Consider the following 17,142-nt stretch of genomic DNA (forward strand, 5'->3'; position numbering starts at 1 on the left):
GTTTCATACCATCTTCTTCTTGAGCCAGGTGAGCACATGCACGCGCAGCGCCGAGGACAGATTGCTGTCGGGCGAGCGCAGGTCGTCGATTTCGGCAATCAGGCTCGCAAGGCTGATTTTGCGCTGGGCAGCGATCGTCTTCAGTTCGAGCCAGAATTCGTCTTCGAGGGAAAAACTGGTGCGATGACCGTGAAGCGTCGCGGAATGTTTGCGGATCACGAAACTCTCCGGGACAGGTGAGAAAAGTCGGGCTTATTCAAACTGTTACGCCCTTGGCGTCAAGCATCCCGGTAGCGGGTCGGTTAACCGCGCGTTAACGCTGTATCCCAAAGGTTCAATCGTCCTGACGTCCCTCGTGCGGCTTTTCCAGCCGGCCCTGGTCGAGTGCCTTTCCGGCCTTCTCGTTGCGTGCCCTTGTCAGGGATTTTTCCGCTTTCGTCCGGCCGAAGGTGATGCGGTTCTGCTCCGCTTCCTTCTCCTTTTCGAGCCGGGCCTTGCCCTTGCGGAACTGGCGCAGATTGACGATCTCGGCGCTCATGGTGCGGCGCCTCCGCGCTACTGTTTCTTGCGGAAGGAATCGAGCGACACGACCGAACCGGGTTTCTTTTCCTCGTCGGTCTTGCTCTTGGCCTCGGTTTCGGCAGGTTTCGAGGTGGCCTCGACCGGAATGGCAGTGATCTCGGCGGAGGAATTGTCGTCCTCATCGGCAAGCGGTACTTCGAATTCCAGTTCGAAATTCACCGACGGATCATAGAAGCCGCGGATGGCGTTGAAGGGGATGACCAGGCGTTCCGGCGTGTCGGAGAAGGAGAGGCCGACCTCGAATTGGGTTTCGGTGATCTTGAGATCCCAGAACTGATGCTGGATGACGATGGTCATCTGCTCGGGATATTTCGCCTTCAGGTGCTGGGAAATGCGCACACCCGGCGCGCCGGTCAGGAATGTGATGAAGAAATGATGATCGCCCGGCAGCCGGCCGGTGGCCGCGACTTCGGACAAGACCTTACGGATGACGCCACGCAGAGCGTCTTGCGCCAGAATGTCGTAACGGATGTGATCCTGCCCCATGCGGTCCTGTCTTTCCACTTGTCTCGTCTTTTAGTCAGACGTGTTATGCCATGCCGGTCGGGCGCGGGGAAGCCCATCGCTCTCCGAGTCAGACCAATAGTATTCGACTGAGGCAGGAAGGTGAAGGCTTCTGTTGCCAGGTGCCTTCGGACCCCGCCTTACGGTGCTAACCGTAAGGACTTAAAGCGGAATTCCCGCACCGCCATTAGGCAGCGAGAGCATATTCCTTAGCGTTGTTGTCGTTTGCAACTACACTTTTTGACCCGATAACGGTGGTATCATGCCGAGCAAAAGTTCGATCTTTACACCCTTGTCGATCCTATTTCGCCCCCATCAAAAGCCGGTCTTCTTCGACCGACCGGTTTTTGGTGGAGGCGCCGGGTACCGCCCCCGGGTCCAATAGGTTTATTACACCGACCGTTTATTGCCATAGCCGGACAGGTGTCCGGCAATCCCCATATAGGCATTTCCCTCGTCCATGAAAAGGGGGCGCGCAACAGGTTGCGGCTATTTCCGGCTGGCCAAGAGGCCGGCTGGGGGATACTTAGTCGAGGCGTCTGCAGAAGGCGCAGACAGCGCGATCAGATCTGTGTGGCGCGAGAGTGTCCGAGGAGGCAATGCCATGGGCAAGCGAATTGTATTTACCGGCGGCAGCGGCAAGGCTGGGCGGCATGTCGTGCCCTATCTTCTCGACCAGGGGCATGAAGTCCTCAACCTCGATCTGGTGCCGCTCGATCATCCCGGCGTCAACACGCTGATCACCGACCTGACCGACAGCGGTGAAGCGTTCAACGCGCTTTCCATGCATTTCGGCTTCCAGGGACTTGCGACCGGAAAAGGCCCGGCGCCGGTCGACGCGGTGGTGCATTTCGCCGCCGTGCCGCGCATCCTCATGCGGCCGGACAATACGACATTCGCCGCCAATACGGTCTCGACCTACAACGTTATCGAAGCGGCGATGAAACTCGGCATCCGAAAGGTGATCATCGCCTCCAGCGAGACGACCTATGGCGTCTGCTTCGCCGAGGGGGACAAGGACTATCATTCATTCCCGCTGACCGAGAACTACGACGTCGATCCGATGGACAGCTACGGGCTTTCCAAGGTGGTCAACGAGAAGACGGCGCGCGCCTTCGCCATGCGCTTCGGTGCCGATATCTATGCGTTGAGGATCGGCAATGTGATTTCGCCGGAAGACTATGCACGCTTTCCCGCCTTCCTTGCCGACCCGCCATCGCGCAAGCGCAATGCGTGGAGCTATATCGACGCCCGCGATCTCGGCCAGATCGTGCATCTCGGCGTCGAAAAGAACGGGCTCGGCTTCCAGGTCTTCAATGCCGTCAACGACACGATCACGGCTTACGAACCGACCCGGCCGTTCCTCGAAAAATGGGCGCCGGGGACGCCGATCACCGGGGAGATCGGTGAGTTCGAAGCCCCGATCAGCAACCGCAAGATCCGCGAAGTCCTGGGTTTTTCCGAGGAGCATGACTGGCGGAACTACGTTTCCCGGTAAGCTGCCGGGCAAAATGCCGGGGAAAGCCGCTGCCACGAGATTGGCCGGGCTGTGGTGTGCTATTATTGAAATCCATAAAAAGGAATCGGCGGTCCTGTCTGTCTTGCGCGCACGAATGCGCATGGCGGCGGAACTTTGCGGAGGGACATCGCCTTGACGCTGAGACATCCGGAATCCCAATATCTCGATACGCTGGCCTACCTCCTGGAGAAAGGGGACAGAAGGATAGACCGCACCGGCGTGGGCACGCTTTCGATGTTCGGCGTGATGATGCGCTTCGATCTTTCCGACGGCAGCTTTCCCGTCTACTCGACGAAGAAGGTTTTCTGGAAGACCGCCGTCAAGGAGATGCTGTGGTTCCTGACCGGGCAGACGAATATCCGGTCGCTCCTCAGCGAGAACGTCCGCATCTGGACGGACTGGCCGCTCGCCGCCTACCGGAAGGCGACCGGCTCGGACATCTCGCAGGAGGATTTCGAAGATCGGATTCTCGCCGATGATGCATTTGCCGAGGAATGGGGCGATCTCGGCCCCGTCTACGGCAAGCAGTGGCGGCGATGGAAGGGGGCGGACGGCAAGGAATACGACCAGTTGGCGGAAGTGATCGAGACGCTGCGCAAGAACCCTTCAAGCCGGCGCATGCTGTTTCACGCCTGGAACGTGCCCGAGCTCGACCAGATGGCGCTGCATCCCTGCCACATGACCTATCAGTTCCACGTCTCCAATATCGGCGAAGGGCTCAGGCAGAAGGTTTCCCTGCTCGTGCTGCAGCGGTCGAGCGACATGGGGCTCGGCAATCCCTTCAACGTCTGCCAGCAGGCGGCGCTGCTTGCCATGGTGGCGCAGCAGGTGGACATGACCCCGGGCGAGCTCGTCTGGGTCGGCGGCGACGTTCACCTCTACCTCGATCACCAGGATCTCGCGAGAACGGTGCTGGAGCGGGAGCCGCGGCCGTTTCCGAAGTTGCGGCTGCTCCGGCGGCCGGACAGCATCGACGGCTATACGATCGATGATTTCGAGGTCACCGGCTACGATCCGCATCCCGCCATCGAGGCTCCGGTGGCGGTTTGAGGACATCGCCGAGCCTGTACTGCCGATCAGCCGTGCCGTCTCCGCGGCTTGCGAGCCCTCTGTCCTCGGACTTTTGATCTGCGGTCTTCGCGATAAAAGAACCAATGCTTCGTGGCCTCGGAGACAGCCAGGTACGACAGCGTTATCAGCAGTATGCCCAGGATGACCGGCAAGGGCGGCGGGACGAAGCCGAACCAGTCGGGTAGCGGCAGGAAGGGCAAAGCGATCGCGACAACGGCGACGGCAAAGGTCAATATCATCAGGAGGCCGGCCGGCCGGCTTCGCCAGAAGCGTTTGCGCGTCCGGATGACGAAGACGATCAGCAGCTCCGTCAGCAGCGACTCCACAAACCAGGCCGTCTGGAAAACCTGTTCGCCCGCGCTGGCGACGAGCATCAGGAAGGCGAAGGTCGCCAGATCGAAGACCGAGCTGATCAGTCCGAAGGTGATCATGAAGCGCCGCACGAAGCCGATGTCCCAATGCCGCGGCGAGCGCTTGTCCTCGATATCGACATGGTCGGTAGCAATGGCGAAGGAGGGGATATCGGAAAGGAAGTTGTTGAGCAGGATCTGCTTGGCGAGCAGCGGCAGGAAGGGCAGGACCAGCGAGGCGAAGGCCATGCTGATCATGTTGCCGAAATTGGCGCTGGCGGTGATCGATATGTATTTCATCGTGTTGGCGAATGTCGCGCGTCCGTCGTCGACGCCGCGGACGAGCACGCCGAGATCGCGCTTCAGGAGGACCATGTCGGCGGCTTCACGCGCGACATCCACTGCGCCGTCTACAGAAATGCCGATATCGGCCCCGTGCAGGGCTGCGGCATCGTTGATGCCATCTCCGAGATAGCCGACGACGTGCCCGCGGGCGCGAAGGGCTGCGACGATCCTCTCCTTCTGATTCGGATCGATCTCGACGAAGAGGTCCGTGATCTTTGCCCTTGCTGCGAGACCTGCGGCGGTGAGACGGGAGACCTGGACTCCGGTCAGGATGCGATCCGATCTCAGCCCCACCGATGCGGCGAGATGGGCCGCGACATATCTGTTGTCGCCGGTGATCATCTTGACGGTGATGCCACGGGCCTGAAGATCTTTCAGGGACTCCGTGACGCCCTGTTTCGGCGGATCGAGAAACAGGAGGAAGCCTTCCAGCCTCAGTGCGGTTTCAGCATCCCGGCCATAGTGTTGCTGAGAGGGTAACCGGCGTGTCGCGATGGCGAGCACGCGGTAACCCTGTTCGCCCCAGGTGCGGAATCGCTCTTCGAGAGAGGCTCGCCGCTCTGCGATGAGCGGCTCTTCGCCGTATGCTGTCCGCAACGTGCTACATATCTCAAGCACATTGGCTACCGCGCCCTTGCAGATCAGTATCGTTTCTTCTTCCGGCGATTTGACGATGACGGAAAGGCGCTTGCGGATGAAATCGTAGGGGACTTCGTCGCATTTCCGGAAGGATTTCTCCGGCGCCTCCGTCATCGGCGCCGCGACAATCGCCTCATCCAGCGGGTTGGCCATGCCGCTCTGGAAGGCGGCATTGAGACGGGCCAGCCGGAGGACCTCACTCGAAGGACGCCCCTCGGTGTCCATCCAGGCGTCCAGATGGATCAGCCCCTCCGTGAGCGTACCGGTCTTGTCGGTGCACAGGATGTCGATGCTGCCGAGGTTCTCGATCGCTTCCAACCTGCGGACGATGACGCCGTTTTCGGCCATCCGCCGTGCGCCTCGGGCAAGCGTCACGCTGATGATCGCCGGCAAGAGTTCCGGTGTCAGGCCGACGGCGAGAGCCAGCGAGAAGAGGACGGAATCGATGAGCGGCCTGCCAAGGGAGGCATTGGCGAAGAAGACGACGATGACCATGACGAACATGATCTCGGTCACCAGCACCCCGAAGCGGCCGATGCCTCTCGCGAACTCCGTCTCCGGAACCTGCCGTTCGAGGCTTGCGGCGATCGAGGCGAACTCCGTGCGGGCGCCGGTGCGGGTCACCAGAACGGAGGCGGTGCCGCTGCGCACCGAGGTTCCGGCGAAGACGGCATTGTTGCGCCGGATGAGCGGTGCATCCGCCTCGGCAAGGCCCGGCATCTTGACGACCGGGAACGTCTCGCCGGTCAGCACGGCCTCGCTGACATTGAAGTCCCGCGCTTCGAGGATCCTGCCGTCGGCGGGGATCAGGCTTCCGGCGGAAAGACGAAGGATATCGCCGGGAACCACGTCGCTTGCGTTGATGGTCCTTTCGGCACCGTCGCGGAGCGCCGTCGTCGTGCAGGTCAGGCGTAGCCGGAGCGTCTCCATTGCCCGGGATGCCGAAAACTCCTGCAGAAAGCCGAGTACGCAGCTTCCCAGAACGATAAGCGTGATGATGATTGCTTCATGTGCTTCGCCGACCGCTGCGGAAATCGCCGCCGCACCGATCAGGATCAGCACAAGCGGGCTGCGAAACTGGCGGATGAAGACCTTGAACGCCGAATCGTGCCCGTTTTCGGTGAGCGCATTCGGGCCTGAGCTCTTCAGCCTGGCGGACGCTTCCGCCGTGGAAAGGCCGTCTTTCGAGCTGGCCAATGCGTTCAGCAGCGCGTCCTCGCCTGCCGACCAGTATGTCCCCAATTCATCGTTCGCGGACATTGCCATCTACTACCGTCACTTGAGCGACCGCCGAAAGCCGCGGAGCGAAAATGTGAAGAGAACGGTTGCGATCCCGGTGAGCCAGACAAGCTGCGGCCAGACGACCGAAAGGCCGGCGCCCCGATAGAGGATCGCCTGGGCCATCAGGACGAAATGCGTGTTGGGAGCGGCGAGCATGATCGTCTGGATCACTTCCGGCATGCTTTCGCGCGGCGTCGTCGCGCCTGACAGGATCTGCAGCGGAATGAGGACGAGGATCAGAAGCAGCCCGAACTGCGGCATCGATCCCGCGACCGTGGCAAGCGCGATGCCAAGCGCGGTCGTCGCGAGAAGATGCAGCGCGGCTCCCGCCATGAAGAGCGCCAGCGATCCTTCGATCGGGACCTGCAGCAGGAGTTGCACGACGAGCACGAGCGACAGCAGCGTCGCGATGAACACGACAAGGCCCATCGACCAGACCTTGGCCAGCATGATCTCCAGCGGCGTTACCGGCATCACCAGGAGGTGCTCGATGGTTCCATGCTCACGTTCGCGGATGAGGGCCGTGCCGGTGAGGATGATCGACAGCATGGTGACATGATCGATGACGGTCATGACCGAGGCGAACCATGTCTGGTTGAGTTCCGGGTTGAACCGGGACCGGAGCGTCAGGGCAACGTCCGGTGTCTGCGAAACCGTGTTCGATCGCACGAAGTCGGAGACTTCCGTGGTCACGATGCTCTGCACGTAGCCGGAACCGGAAAATGCCTGGGTCATGCGGGTCGCGTCGACATTGAGCTGGATGACCGGCGCCTTGCCGGCGATCAGGTCGCTCTGGAAATTCGGCGGGATATCGAGCGCGAACGTGTCGGTGCCGGCATCCATCCGGGCGTCCATCTCTTCCGCCGTGATCATCGACGGCTGCTTGAAATAGGGGCTCAGGAAGGAATCGGCGATGCGGCGCGAGAGCGGTGAGTTGTCTTCGTCGACGATCGCGATTGGCGCATTGTTCAGCGTCTCCGGCACCGCTTTCGCTTCGGTATAGACGGCGATGGTGAAGGCATAGATGATCAACCCGATGAGGATGGGGTCGCGCAGCAGGCCGCGCAGTTCCTTGATGCCGAGATGGAAGATGGTGCCGGGCCGCATCGTCACTTCGCCTGTTTCTTGAGGAGGACGGCCGCCGCCGCGATGAGCAGCGGGCCCGCGATGATAAGCGGCAGGAAGGCGCTGCCGAGGCTTTCGAAGGCCAGTCCCTTCGAAAAGGTGCCGCGCGAGATGATGTTGAAATAGGTCGTCGGATAGATCCGGCCGATGAAGGCGCCGAACCCCTGAAGCGACGAGACGGGATCGATCATGCCCGAGAACTGCACGGCGGGAATGATGGTCATCAGCGTGGTGCCGAAGATCGCGGCGATCTGGCTCGAGATGAAGCTGGAGACCAAAAGGCCGAAAGCAGTCGAGAAGGCGACGTAGAGGAAGGCGGCCACCGCGAACGTCACGAGGCTGCCCGTAAACGGTACCTGGAAGACGAGGATGGCGAAGAGCCAGAGCAGCACGGCATTGGCCATGCCGAGCGCCAGATAGGGGAGCTGCTTGCCCAGCAGGAATTCGAGTTTCGTGACGGGCGTCACGTAGAAATTGACGATCGAGCCGAGTTCCTTCTCCCTGACGACCGAAAGGGCGGCGAGCATGGCCGGGATGAGGAGCAGAAGCAGCGGGATCACCGCCGGCACCATGGCGATCAGGCTTTCTATTCCGGGATTGTAGCGGAAGCGGGTTTCGATGGAGAAGGCGGATGCCGAAGCGTCGCCGTAGATCTCGCGCGCATGCCGGGCGATCCAGAGCGAGTGCATGCCCTGGACATAGCCCCGGGTTGTCTCCGCCCGCTGCGGCATGGCGCCGTCGATCCATGCGCCGACTTCCACGTCATTGCCGCGGGCGACATGTTCGGCAAAGCCCGGCGGTATCTCGATCGCAAGCTTCAGCGAACCATTGCGCATGCGCCTGTCGAGATCGTTGTAGTCTTCCAGCGGCGGCTGCTCGATGAAGTAGCGTGAGCCGGCGATATCGGCGACATAGTCCCGGCTTGTCACGGTGTCATCGCGGTCGAGGGCTGCGAATGTCAGGTTCTCCACGTCCATATTGATGCCGTAGCCGACGACAAACATCAGGATGACGCTGCCGATCAGAGCCAGCGTGGCGCGGATCGGATCGCGGCGCACTTCGAGCGCTTCCCTCTGGCTGAAGCTCAGGATGCGGCGCAGATCGAAGAACCGCCGATGCCCGCCGCTTGAGAAGGCGGGCGTCTGCCTGGGCTCGGCCTGCGGTTCCTCCGGGAGAGGCGCCGGTTCGCCGATCGCATCCTCCAGATAGCTGATGAAAGCCTCTTCCAGCGTTGCGGCCTTGCGGCTGTCGCGGATCGCATCCGGCGTATCGCTAACGAGCACCTTGCCGGCATGCATCAGCGATATGCGGTCGCAGCGCTCTGCCTCGTTCATGAAATGGGTGGAGATGAAGATCGTCACCTGGTCCTTGCGGGACAGCTCGATCAGCATCTCCCATAGCTGGTCTCTGGCGACGGGATCGACGCCGGATGTCGGCTCGTCGAGGATCAGCACCTCGGGCGAGTGGACGAGGGCCACGGCAAGCGAAAGCCGCTGCCGGATGCCGAGCGGCAGGGCATCGGGCAGCGAATCCATGACGTCGAGCAACTGGAACCGCCGGCCCATTTCCTCGATGCGAGCGGGAATAGTCCCAGGGGGCAGTTGAAAGAGGCGCGCATGCAGGTCGAGGTTCTGCCGGACGGTGAGTTCCGTGTAGAGCGAGAAGGCCTGCGACATGTAGCCGACGCGCCTGCGGATAGCCATGTCGCGCGGATCGACTTCTCTGCCGAACAGTCTGGCTGTTCCCTCACTGGCCGGCAGCAGACCGGTCAGCATCTTCATCGTCGTGGTCTTGCCGCAGCCGTTGGAGCCGAGAAAGCCGAAGATTTCACCGCGGCGAATTCGGAAGCTGACATTGTCGACGGCGGTGAAATCGCCGAAGCGCATGGTGAGCCCTTCCGCCTCGATGGCGAAGTCCGAGTCGCCGAAGGACGGCGGAAGACGTTCCACCGAATGGTGTGCGGCCCGCACCTCCTCGGGCAACAGCGCGATGAAGGCCTCATCGAGCGAAGATGCCCCGGTATGGGCGAGGATTTCGTCGGGAGCGCCGGTGGCGAGCACCTTTCCGGCATCCATGGCCGCCAGCCAGTCGAAACGCGCTGCCTCCTCCATATAGGCGGTGGCGACCATGACGCTTAATCGCGGGCGTTCGGCCCTGATGTCGTCGATGAGATTCCAGAACTGCCGGCGCGACAGCGGATCGACGCCGGTCGTCGGTTCGTCCAGGATCAAGAGGTCTGGATCATGAAGGAGGGAGCAGCAGAGACTGAGCTTCTGCTTCATCCCGCCCGAGAGATTGCCGGCCGGCCGATCTTCGAAACCGGCAAGACCGGTGCGCCTCAAGAGCGTGCGGATGCGGTACTCCCGTTCCTCCTTTCGCTGCCCGAAAAGGCTTCCGAAGAAATCGGCGTTTTCGAACACCGACAGCGTTGGATAGAGGTTGCGGCCCAGCCCCTGAGGCATGTAGGCGATTGCCGGGCAGACGCGACTGCGATGGCCGCCGCTGCGCATGTCGCCGCCCAGGGCCAGCACGCTGCCTTTCTGGATCTTGCGCGCGCCTGCCACCAGGGAAAGAAGGGTGGATTTGCCGACCCCGTCCGGTCCGATGAAGCCGACCATCCGGCCTTCGGGGATATCCAGCGAGACGCCGTCGAGTGCGGTCGTCTTGCCGTACGTATGGATGACATCCTTCAATCGCGCGACATAAGCAGGTTCCGCCGGATCAGCCATGGCAAGATGCTCCTATGGGGCAAGCGGTTGGGACAGAGCGGCAGGCCATTGGGCGTTTGCATCGATCTTGACATAGGCTCGGCCGGGGAGGCCCGTCTTTACCTGTGCGACATATTTCTGCAGCAGTTCCTGCGGCACCTGCGCCCGAATACGGAACATCAGCTTCTGGCGCTCTTCCTCGGTTTCCACCGTCTTCGGCGTGAACTGGGCGACATCGGACAGGAAGGATATGTGGGCGGGAATGACATACTGGGGGGCTGCATCGAGAACGATGCGCGCCTCGCTGCCGATCGCCGTGCGGCCGGCATCGGCGGTCGAAAGGAAGAAGGTCATGTAGACGTCGCTGATGTCCAGCATGTTGAGGACACGGCCGCCGGCAGCGACGACCTCGCCGGGTCTTGCAACCAGATACTGGACCCGGCCGCTCCTTGGCGCCTTGAGTTCGGAATCGCGCAGATCGGCCTCGATTCTCGCGATCGTCGCCTGCGCGGCTTCGACGGAGGCTTCCGCATCCACCACCTGGGACTGCGCGGCGCCGATCGCGGCGTCGGTCGCGGCGAGTTGCGCCCTGGCGGCGGCGACGGCGGCCCTGGCGGTCTCGACGCGGGCGCGGTCATCATCCAGGGTCTGTTCGGAAACGGTGCCGCTGCGCGAAAGCTGCTCGCTGCGAGCGAACTTCTTCTGAGCTGATTGAAGCTCCACTTCGTTCTGTGCGACGGTTGCTGCCGCCGCCTCCTTCTCGGCCTGCCGCTGGGTAACGAGGCTTCGCGCCGTATCGATGCCGATCCTCGCCCTGGCGAGCTGCGCCTCCGCTTCGCGCTTCTCGGCGGCAAGCTGTTCGATGTCCATGCGGGCGACGACCTGGCCGACCTCGACGAAATCGCCCTCCTTGACGAGCACGTCGGTCAGGCGTCCCGCCGTGCGCGCCGCAATGTCGATTTCGGTCGCTTCGATGCGCCCGTTGCCGCTTGCAATACCCTGCATGGCCTGCGCGGCATTGCGGTCCTGGACATATTTCCAGCCCAGGGCGCCGGTGGCTACGACGACCGCGAGGACCGCGGCGATTTTTCCGGTGCGATTCAAGATGCGGCTCCATTTCGGATGGGTTGCGTTCTGTTCGGGAACTTTGGTGCATGGCTTTCGATCTGCCAACGCTCCTCTGCTCCGTCTGCGGGCGGCTCGCTTTTGATTGCCCCGGACGGGTTCGGCAACATTGATAAGGATCAAGAAGATATATGAAACTCACGCGCTCCTGTTCCTCCGCCCGGAGAAGTCGTCCAGAATTGGTGCCTGACCTTTCAATATCTTCTGCCGTGCCTGGTCGAGGCGGAACCAGGCGATCCGATCCACCTCCGGGAATTGTTGGAGGCGTCCTGAATGCGGCGGCCATTCCAGCGAGAACATATTGCTGACGATGCGACTTTGATCGATCGGAGGATTCGCCTCGACCGACCAGACCAGAACCTTCTTGCCACCGGGCTGACGGTATTCACCGAGCCACTGGAACGGTCCTTCGACGGTCTCGCCGATTTCCTCGGCCGTCTCCCGGATGGCTGCTGCGAGTTCGTCCTCACCTTCCTCCACCATGCCTTTGGGGACAGACCAGGCTCCTTCGTCCTTGCGCGCCCAGAACGGGCCGCCCGGATGCACCAGAAGAATTTCAGGTTCTCCCTCCGAATACCGGAATATCAGGAGACCGGCGCTGCGTTTCGGCATGGTGAGCAACTCCCCGTGACAGAGCGGCTGAGACCGGCCCGGCCGCTCCGTGTTGAAGATTTCCGCCCGTGGTATTTGATAAAGATCATCGTTGCCGGGCAAGTGCCTGACTAGGCTGCAATTCATCGGGTCAATCAAGACCGATTCAGAGGAGACATGTCATGTCGTTCAAAACAGTGCTCGCGGTCATCGGAGCCTCCGATGCCACTGCCGACATCAGCAAAGCCGTCGAACTTGCCCTGGAGCTGGATGCGCATCTTTGTGCGATCGTCGCCGGGCTTGCCCTTCCGCCTTCCGTCGCCGAATTCCCGACCGGGACAGTCTGGCTCGACCAGAGATATGAGGACATGAAAGTCCTGGACGATGTGCGGAAACAGGCGGAGGCGGCATGCCAGGCGAACGGGCTGTCTTTCGAGGTGGGGCAGATTTACGCAGAATCCATTTTCCTTGCCGGCGAGATTCTGCAGCGGGCGCTTTATGCGGATGTCATCCTCGTCTCGGACGGAGTCAGACGCGACAGCGAACTGACCCGGGCGATCGTCGACGGTGGCGTCTTCGATGCCCATAAGCCGCTTCTGCTCGTGCCGAAGGATGGCAAGGCGACGTTGAAGCCCAAAACGGTCCTGCTCGCATGGAATTCCCGGAGGGAGGCGGCGCGGGCCGCTCGTGAAGCGATGGACATGCTGGTATCGGCCGATACTGTCCATGTCGTGCTGGTCGATCCGGATACCAGCTACTGGCGCAACGGCGAAGAGCCGGGCGCCGATGTGGCCACTTATCTTTCCCGGCACGGGGTCAAGGCGGTCGTCGAGCAGATTGCAGGCGGCGGCCGACCGGTCGAGCAGGTCCTCGAACAGCATGCGCTGGACGTCGATGCCGATGTGATCGTCATGGGCGCTTACGGTCATTCGCGGTTGCGGGAGCGGATTCTTGGCGGGGTCACGGCGTCGATGCTGAAGGATGCCAAGTTCCCGATATTCCTCGCGCGATAAGCATCAAAAGCAAAACGCCCCGGTTCCGTCAGCAACGGAGCCGGGGCGTTTTTTGTCTGATTGCATGAGGATGACGCCGGCGGCATTCGGATACCGCTTTGCGCATCGCCCTGCCGTCATGCGTTTTTCCGGCAGCGCCATTTGTCCAGTTCGGTGACGACGAGGATCGATGACGCCGCGAGCAGCATCACTGCCCATTCGGCAAGCGAGATCGGGGCGAGGTCGAGCGTATCGCGGAACCAGGGGAGATACATGGCCGAGATATGCAGGACCTGCGCCATGATAACGGTCAGGATCAGCAACGGATTGCCAAAGAAACTGAGCGAGAAGACCGAACGACGTTCCGAGCGGCAGGTGAAGGTCTGGACGTTTTCGAACATGACGAAGAGCAGGAGGAGCATGTTACGCGCCTCAGAGACCTCGTATCCCTGCTGCAGGAGCCAGTAGAAGACGGCAAAGCCGCCGATACCGATGACGAGCGTCGAGAGGATGATCCGGCGGATCATCAGCCGGTCGAAAATCGGCTCTTTCGGGCGTCGCGGCGGCCGCTTGAGCTCGTCTCCTTCCGGTTTTTCGCCGGCAAGCGCGACGTCCTGGATGCCGTTGGTGACGAGATTGAGCCAGAGGAGCTGCACGGGCAGCAGCGGCATGGGCAGGCCGAGCGGAATCGCCAGCAGGAAGAGCAGCATTTCCGCGGCGCCGGTGGCGGTCAGCATGAGGATGACCTTGCGGATGTTGGAATAGGCTGTACGGCCTTCGCGGATGCCGGTGACGATCGAGGCGAAATTGTCGTCGGTGACGACGATGTCGGCACTTTCCTTGGCGACCTCCGTTCCTTTCCGTCCCATCGCCACGCCGACATGCGCGTGCTTCAGGGCCGGCGCGTCGTTGACCCCGTCCCCGGTCACAGCGACGAAATGGCCGGTACGGGCAAGCGAGAGCACGATAGCCAGCTTCTGCGCCGGCGCGACACGGGCATAGATGCGGGCGCGTCTCGTAAGTTCATCGAGGCTGTCCGATCCGGCCTCCTCGGCCTTGCGGACGTCTTCGCCGGTCGTGATCTGATCGGGTCGGAATTGAAGTCCGGCCTGAGCGGCGATTGCCGCCGCGGTCCTCGGATCGTCACCGGTCACCATCGCAACCTCGACACCGGCGGCATGGCAATCATGGATCGCCTGCGGCACTTCCGGACGGATCGGATCCTGCATGCCGGCAAGGCCGAGAAACACCAGATCGACAAGGTGGTTGTTGCCCAGGAGTTCATTCTCCGCGGTTGCCCGGACTTCCCCTTCAGCAAAGGCGAGTACCCGCAGGCCGCGTTCCGCCATCTCCTCCTTTTGCCGGAGAAGCGTCTCGCGGTCGATCGGTACAATCGCTTTGCCGACATCCATCCGGTCGGCCATATCGATCAGGACCTCCGCCGAACCCTTCACGAATACGCGCACATGGTCACCCTTGCGGTGGAAGGACGCGGCGTATTTGAGATCCGGCTCATAAGGGATGCGGGCAATCAGCGGGTAGTCGTCTGCCACGGCGTCCTGCTTCAGCCCGGCCTTGCGCGCAGCGGCGAGAAGCGCCACATCGACCGTGTCGCCAACGCCTTTCCAGCCATCGGCATCCTGCTTGAGCGAGCCTTCATTGGGCAGCGATGCGGCCTTCAGGAGCCTCGCGGCCCGATTGCGGGCTTCAGCAGGGGTCATGTCGCAACCCCGGATATCGCAGGCATCGAGATCCATGCCGGCGTCCAGCAACAGATCCGTGCCATCGGGCAGGCGGATATCGGTGACCGTCAATTCGTTCAGGGTCAAAGTGCCCGTCTTGTCGGTGGCGATCATCGTACAGGAGCCGAGCGACTCCACTGCCGGCATGCGCCGTACAATCACGTTCTGTCTGGCCATGCGTCGCATGCTGATGGCAAGTGCGATCGATATGGCGATCGGCAGGCCTTCCGGGATGGCGCTGACGGCAAGCCCGACCGACATGAGGAACAAGTCGCTCCAGGCTAGGCCGCGCGAGAGGCCGACTGCGATGAGAACGAGCGATGCAATGCCGACGGTCCAGGCGATCACATTCGAGAAACGGGCGAGCCGGATCATCAGTGGCGGCTGGGAGACCGACTCCTTGCCGATCTCGGCGGCAATCTTGCCAATCCCGGTCGAAAGCCCTGTCGCTGTCACGATACCCTTTGCCCGGCCGCGCGTCACGAGGGTGCCGGCAAATGCCTTCCCGGCCGTGAGATTCTCCGCCGATGCATCAGGGAGCGGAATCCTCTTGCGTACCGGCAGCGATTCGCCGGTCAGCAAGGACTCGTCGCAGAGAAGGTCATTGGTCTCGACAAGCAGGAGATCGGCGGGAACCCTTCCGCCGGCATCAAGCAGAACAAGATCGCCGGGAACGAGCAAACGCGCTTCGATTTCCTGCACCTGTGCATTGCGGATGACGGTTGCATGCGGCTCTTCGAGCTGGCGGAGCGCAGTTGCCGCCCGGCCTGCGGAATATTCCTGCATGGTGCCGATGATCCCGTTCGCCAGGAGCACGACGCCGATAAAGATCGCGTCTTCGGCCTCGCTCACCATCAGCGATACGGCCGCGGCAAGCAGCAGGATATAGATCAGCGGACTGCGGAACTGGCGCAGGAAGATGACGATCAGGGACGGTGCTGCCGGTGCCGGCAGCAGGTTTTCGCCATATTCGGCAAGACGCGCCGCAGCCTCGGCACTCGTTAACCCCCGGGACCTGTTCTCGCCCTCGGGAATGTCACGGGACCGCAAAGACGTGGCAGGCATGAAATGCTCCAGTTCAGGACTGCCCTCGATGGATCTTCGGGGGCCATTACCATCCTCCCGACAATATCGGCAGAAAGCCACCGCCCATTGACATCCATCAGTTCGGGACATCCTTCAGTTCGGGCGGGAGCCGGTCAGCTTGTCCACTTCCAGTTCCGGATTTCCGGCATGTCCTCCCCGAACTCCCTGACGTAGCGGTGATGATCCTGAAGCTTGCCCCGGAGAGCTTCCACCACATGCGCGGCCTTTTCCTTCAGGCCCGGCACCCGTTCGATCACCTCGATCGCAAGATGGAAGCGGTCGAGTTCGTTCAGCACCGTCATGTCAAAGGGGGTCGTGGTCGTGCCTTCCTCGATAAAGCCGCGGACATGGATGTTTTCGTGATTGGTGCGCCGATAGGTCATTCGGTGAATGAGGTAGGGATAGCCGTGATAGGCGAAGATCACCGGCCGGTCGGTGGTGAAAAGCCGGTCGAATGTGGCGTCATCCAGCCCGTGCGGATGCTGCTCCCTCGATTGCAGTGCCATGAGGTCGACGACGTTGACGACGCGGATGCGCAGCGCCGGGACGGCTTCGCGGAGCAGGGTGACGGCGGCAAGCGTTTCCATGGTCGGCACGTCGCCGGCGCAGGCCATCACCACGTCCGGCGTCAACGCGCCGTCCTCGCTGCCCGCCCAGTCCCAGACGCCGATGCCGGCTTCGCAATGGGCGACCGCTTCGTCCATCGTCAGCCATTGCGGCTCCGGCTGCTTGCCGGCGACGATCACGTTGATCCGGTCCCAGGTCTTCAGGCAATGGTCTCCGACCCAGAGCAGCGTGTTGGCATCCGGCGGCAGGTAGATGCGCACGATATCGGCCTTCTTGTTGGCGACGAGATCGATGAAGCCGGGATCCTGGTGCGAGAAGCCGTTATGGTCCTGCCGCCAGACATGTGAGGTGAGCAGGTAGTTGAGCGACGAAATGGATTTGCGCCATGGCAGCTCGCGGGAGACCTTCAGCCACTTGGCATGCTGGTTGAACATCGAATCGACGATATGGATGAAGGCTTCATAGCAGGAGAAGAAGCCATGCCGGCCGGTCAGCAGGTAGCCCTCCAGCCAGCCCTGGCAAAGATGTTCGGAAAGCACTTCCATGACGCGCCCATCGCGCGAAAGATGCACGTCGTAGGGCTCGATCTTCTCCATCCAGACGCGATTCGTCGTCTCGAAGACAGCACCAAGACGGTTCGATTCCGTTTCGTCCGGACCGAAGATGCGGAAATTGGAATGGGTGTCGTTGAGCTTCAGGACGTCGCGCAGATACTTGCCGAGCACTTCCGTGGTCTGAACCATGGCTGCGCCGCGATCGGTCACCGGCACGGCGTAGTCGCGGATATCCGGCACGATGAGCTCCCTGCGCAGCAGACCGCCATTGGCATGCGGATTGGCGCCCATGCGGCGGTTACCCTTCGGTGACAGGGCGCGCAATCCCCTCTCCCCCGGCCGCCTGGTTACTACCACACTT

The 17,142-nt window shown here is 61.8% G+C and carries 13 protein-coding genes and 1 other RNA gene; 3 read left to right on the forward strand and 11 right to left on the reverse strand.

The window, feature by feature from the left end:
- Positions 1-3: 3 nt before the first annotated feature.
- The 4 genes from ABK249_RS16560 to ssrA all read right to left on the reverse strand — a co-directional run bounded on the left by ABK249_RS16560 (position 4) and on the right by ssrA (position 1,557).
- Positions 4-219: a ribbon-helix-helix domain-containing protein gene (locus ABK249_RS16560; RefSeq protein WP_037147418.1), complete on the reverse strand. Its 216-nt coding sequence runs from the start codon at positions 217-219 to the stop codon at positions 4-6.
- Between the two features lie 115 nt (positions 220-334).
- Positions 335-538, reverse strand: a complete 204-nt coding sequence (locus ABK249_RS16565; protein WP_348863377.1) for a DUF4169 family protein — start codon at positions 536-538, stop codon at positions 335-337.
- Positions 539-555: 17 nt separating this feature from the next.
- Entirely contained in the window at positions 556-1,068 is a 513-nt protein-coding gene (locus tag ABK249_RS16570; protein ID WP_037147413.1) for an SspB family protein, read from the reverse strand.
- A 119-nt stretch (positions 1,069-1,187) separates the two neighbouring features.
- Positions 1,188-1,557: a transfer-messenger RNA gene (ssrA, locus tag ABK249_RS16575) on the reverse strand.
- Positions 1,558-1,690: 133 nt separating this feature from the next.
- Here ssrA and ABK249_RS16580 point away from each other — a divergent pair.
- Positions 1,691-2,584 carry an NAD-dependent epimerase/dehydratase family protein gene (locus tag ABK249_RS16580; RefSeq protein ID WP_348863378.1) on the forward strand — a complete coding sequence of 298 codons (894 nt, stop codon included), beginning with the start codon at positions 1,691-1,693 and terminating at the stop codon, positions 2,582-2,584.
- A 153-nt stretch (positions 2,585-2,737) separates the two neighbouring features.
- Complete coding sequence (thyA, locus tag ABK249_RS16585) at positions 2,738-3,655, forward strand: thymidylate synthase (protein WP_348863379.1); 918 nt, start codon at positions 2,738-2,740, stop codon at positions 3,653-3,655.
- 26 nt (positions 3,656-3,681) lie between these two features.
- Here thyA and mgtA read toward each other — a convergent pair whose 3' ends face one another.
- The 5 genes from mgtA to ABK249_RS16610 all read right to left on the reverse strand — a co-directional run bounded on the left by mgtA (position 3,682) and on the right by ABK249_RS16610 (position 11,861).
- The gene (gene mgtA / locus ABK249_RS16590) at positions 3,682-6,270 is read right to left on the reverse strand and encodes a magnesium-translocating P-type ATPase (protein ID WP_348863380.1); all 2,589 of its coding nucleotides are present in this window, start codon (positions 6,268-6,270) and stop codon (positions 3,682-3,684) included.
- A 15-nt stretch (positions 6,271-6,285) separates the two neighbouring features.
- Positions 6,286-7,398, reverse strand: coding sequence for an ABC transporter permease (locus ABK249_RS16595; protein WP_037147402.1), 1,113 nt, complete (start codon positions 7,396-7,398; stop codon positions 6,286-6,288).
- Positions 7,399-7,400: 2 nt separating this feature from the next.
- On the reverse strand, positions 7,401-10,145 hold the full coding sequence (gene rbbA / locus ABK249_RS16600) for a ribosome-associated ATPase/putative transporter RbbA (RefSeq protein WP_348863381.1): 2,745 nt from the start codon (positions 10,143-10,145) through the stop codon (positions 7,401-7,403).
- Positions 10,146-10,157: 12 nt separating this feature from the next.
- Entirely contained in the window at positions 10,158-11,228 is a 1,071-nt protein-coding gene (locus tag ABK249_RS16605) for an HlyD family secretion protein (RefSeq protein ID WP_407721164.1), read from the reverse strand.
- A 159-nt stretch (positions 11,229-11,387) separates the two neighbouring features.
- A complete protein-coding gene (locus ABK249_RS16610; protein WP_037147396.1) occupies positions 11,388-11,861 on the reverse strand; it encodes an NUDIX hydrolase in 474 nt (157 codons plus the stop codon).
- A gap of 161 nt (positions 11,862-12,022) precedes the next feature.
- On the opposite strand from ABK249_RS16610, the gene ABK249_RS16615 reads away from it, so the two are divergent.
- Positions 12,023-12,853: a universal stress protein gene (locus ABK249_RS16615; protein ID WP_037147393.1), complete on the forward strand. Its 831-nt coding sequence runs from the start codon at positions 12,023-12,025 to the stop codon at positions 12,851-12,853.
- A 116-nt stretch (positions 12,854-12,969) separates the two neighbouring features.
- Here ABK249_RS16615 and ABK249_RS16620 read toward each other — a convergent pair whose 3' ends face one another.
- Together ABK249_RS16620 and ABK249_RS16625 are read right to left on the reverse strand one after the other, a co-directional pair.
- Positions 12,970-15,639 carry a cation-translocating P-type ATPase gene (locus tag ABK249_RS16620; RefSeq protein WP_348863382.1) on the reverse strand — a complete coding sequence of 890 codons (2,670 nt, stop codon included), beginning with the start codon at positions 15,637-15,639 and terminating at the stop codon, positions 12,970-12,972.
- Between the two features lie 134 nt (positions 15,640-15,773).
- Positions 15,774-17,142 (reverse strand): phosphoketolase family protein (locus tag ABK249_RS16625; protein ID WP_348863383.1); only part of this gene is annotated, 1,369 nt, incomplete at its 5' end.

Origin of the sequence: Neorhizobium phenanthreniclasticum, from assembly GCF_040066075.1 — a bacterium.
Taxonomy (GTDB): Bacteria; Pseudomonadota; Alphaproteobacteria; order Rhizobiales; family Rhizobiaceae; genus Neorhizobium; species Neorhizobium petrolearium.

Coding starts and splice junctions, on each gene's coding strand:
- ABK249_RS16565 (WP_348863377.1), bottom strand. CDS start 538: ATGAGCGCCGAGATCGTCAATCTGCGCCAGTTCCGCAAGGGCAAGGCC.
- ABK249_RS16570 (WP_037147413.1), bottom strand. CDS start 1,068: ATGGGGCAGGATCACATCCGTTACGACATTCTGGCGCAAGACGCTCTG.
- ABK249_RS16580 (WP_348863378.1), top strand. CDS start 1,691: ATGGGCAAGCGAATTGTATTTACCGGCGGCAGCGGCAAGGCTGGGCGG.
- mgtA (WP_348863380.1), bottom strand. CDS start 6,270: ATGTCCGCGAACGATGAATTGGGGACATACTGGTCGGCAGGCGAGGAC.
- ABK249_RS16595 (WP_037147402.1), bottom strand. CDS start 7,398: ATGCGGCCCGGCACCATCTTCCATCTCGGCATCAAGGAACTGCGCGGC.
- rbbA (WP_348863381.1), bottom strand. CDS start 10,145: ATGGCTGATCCGGCGGAACCTGCTTATGTCGCGCGATTGAAGGATGTC.
- ABK249_RS16610 (WP_037147396.1), bottom strand. CDS start 11,861: ATGCCGAAACGCAGCGCCGGTCTCCTGATATTCCGGTATTCGGAGGGA.
- ABK249_RS16615 (WP_037147393.1), top strand. CDS start 12,023: ATGTCGTTCAAAACAGTGCTCGCGGTCATCGGAGCCTCCGATGCCACT.
- ABK249_RS16620 (WP_348863382.1), bottom strand. CDS start 15,639: ATGCCTGCCACGTCTTTGCGGTCCCGTGACATTCCCGAGGGCGAGAAC.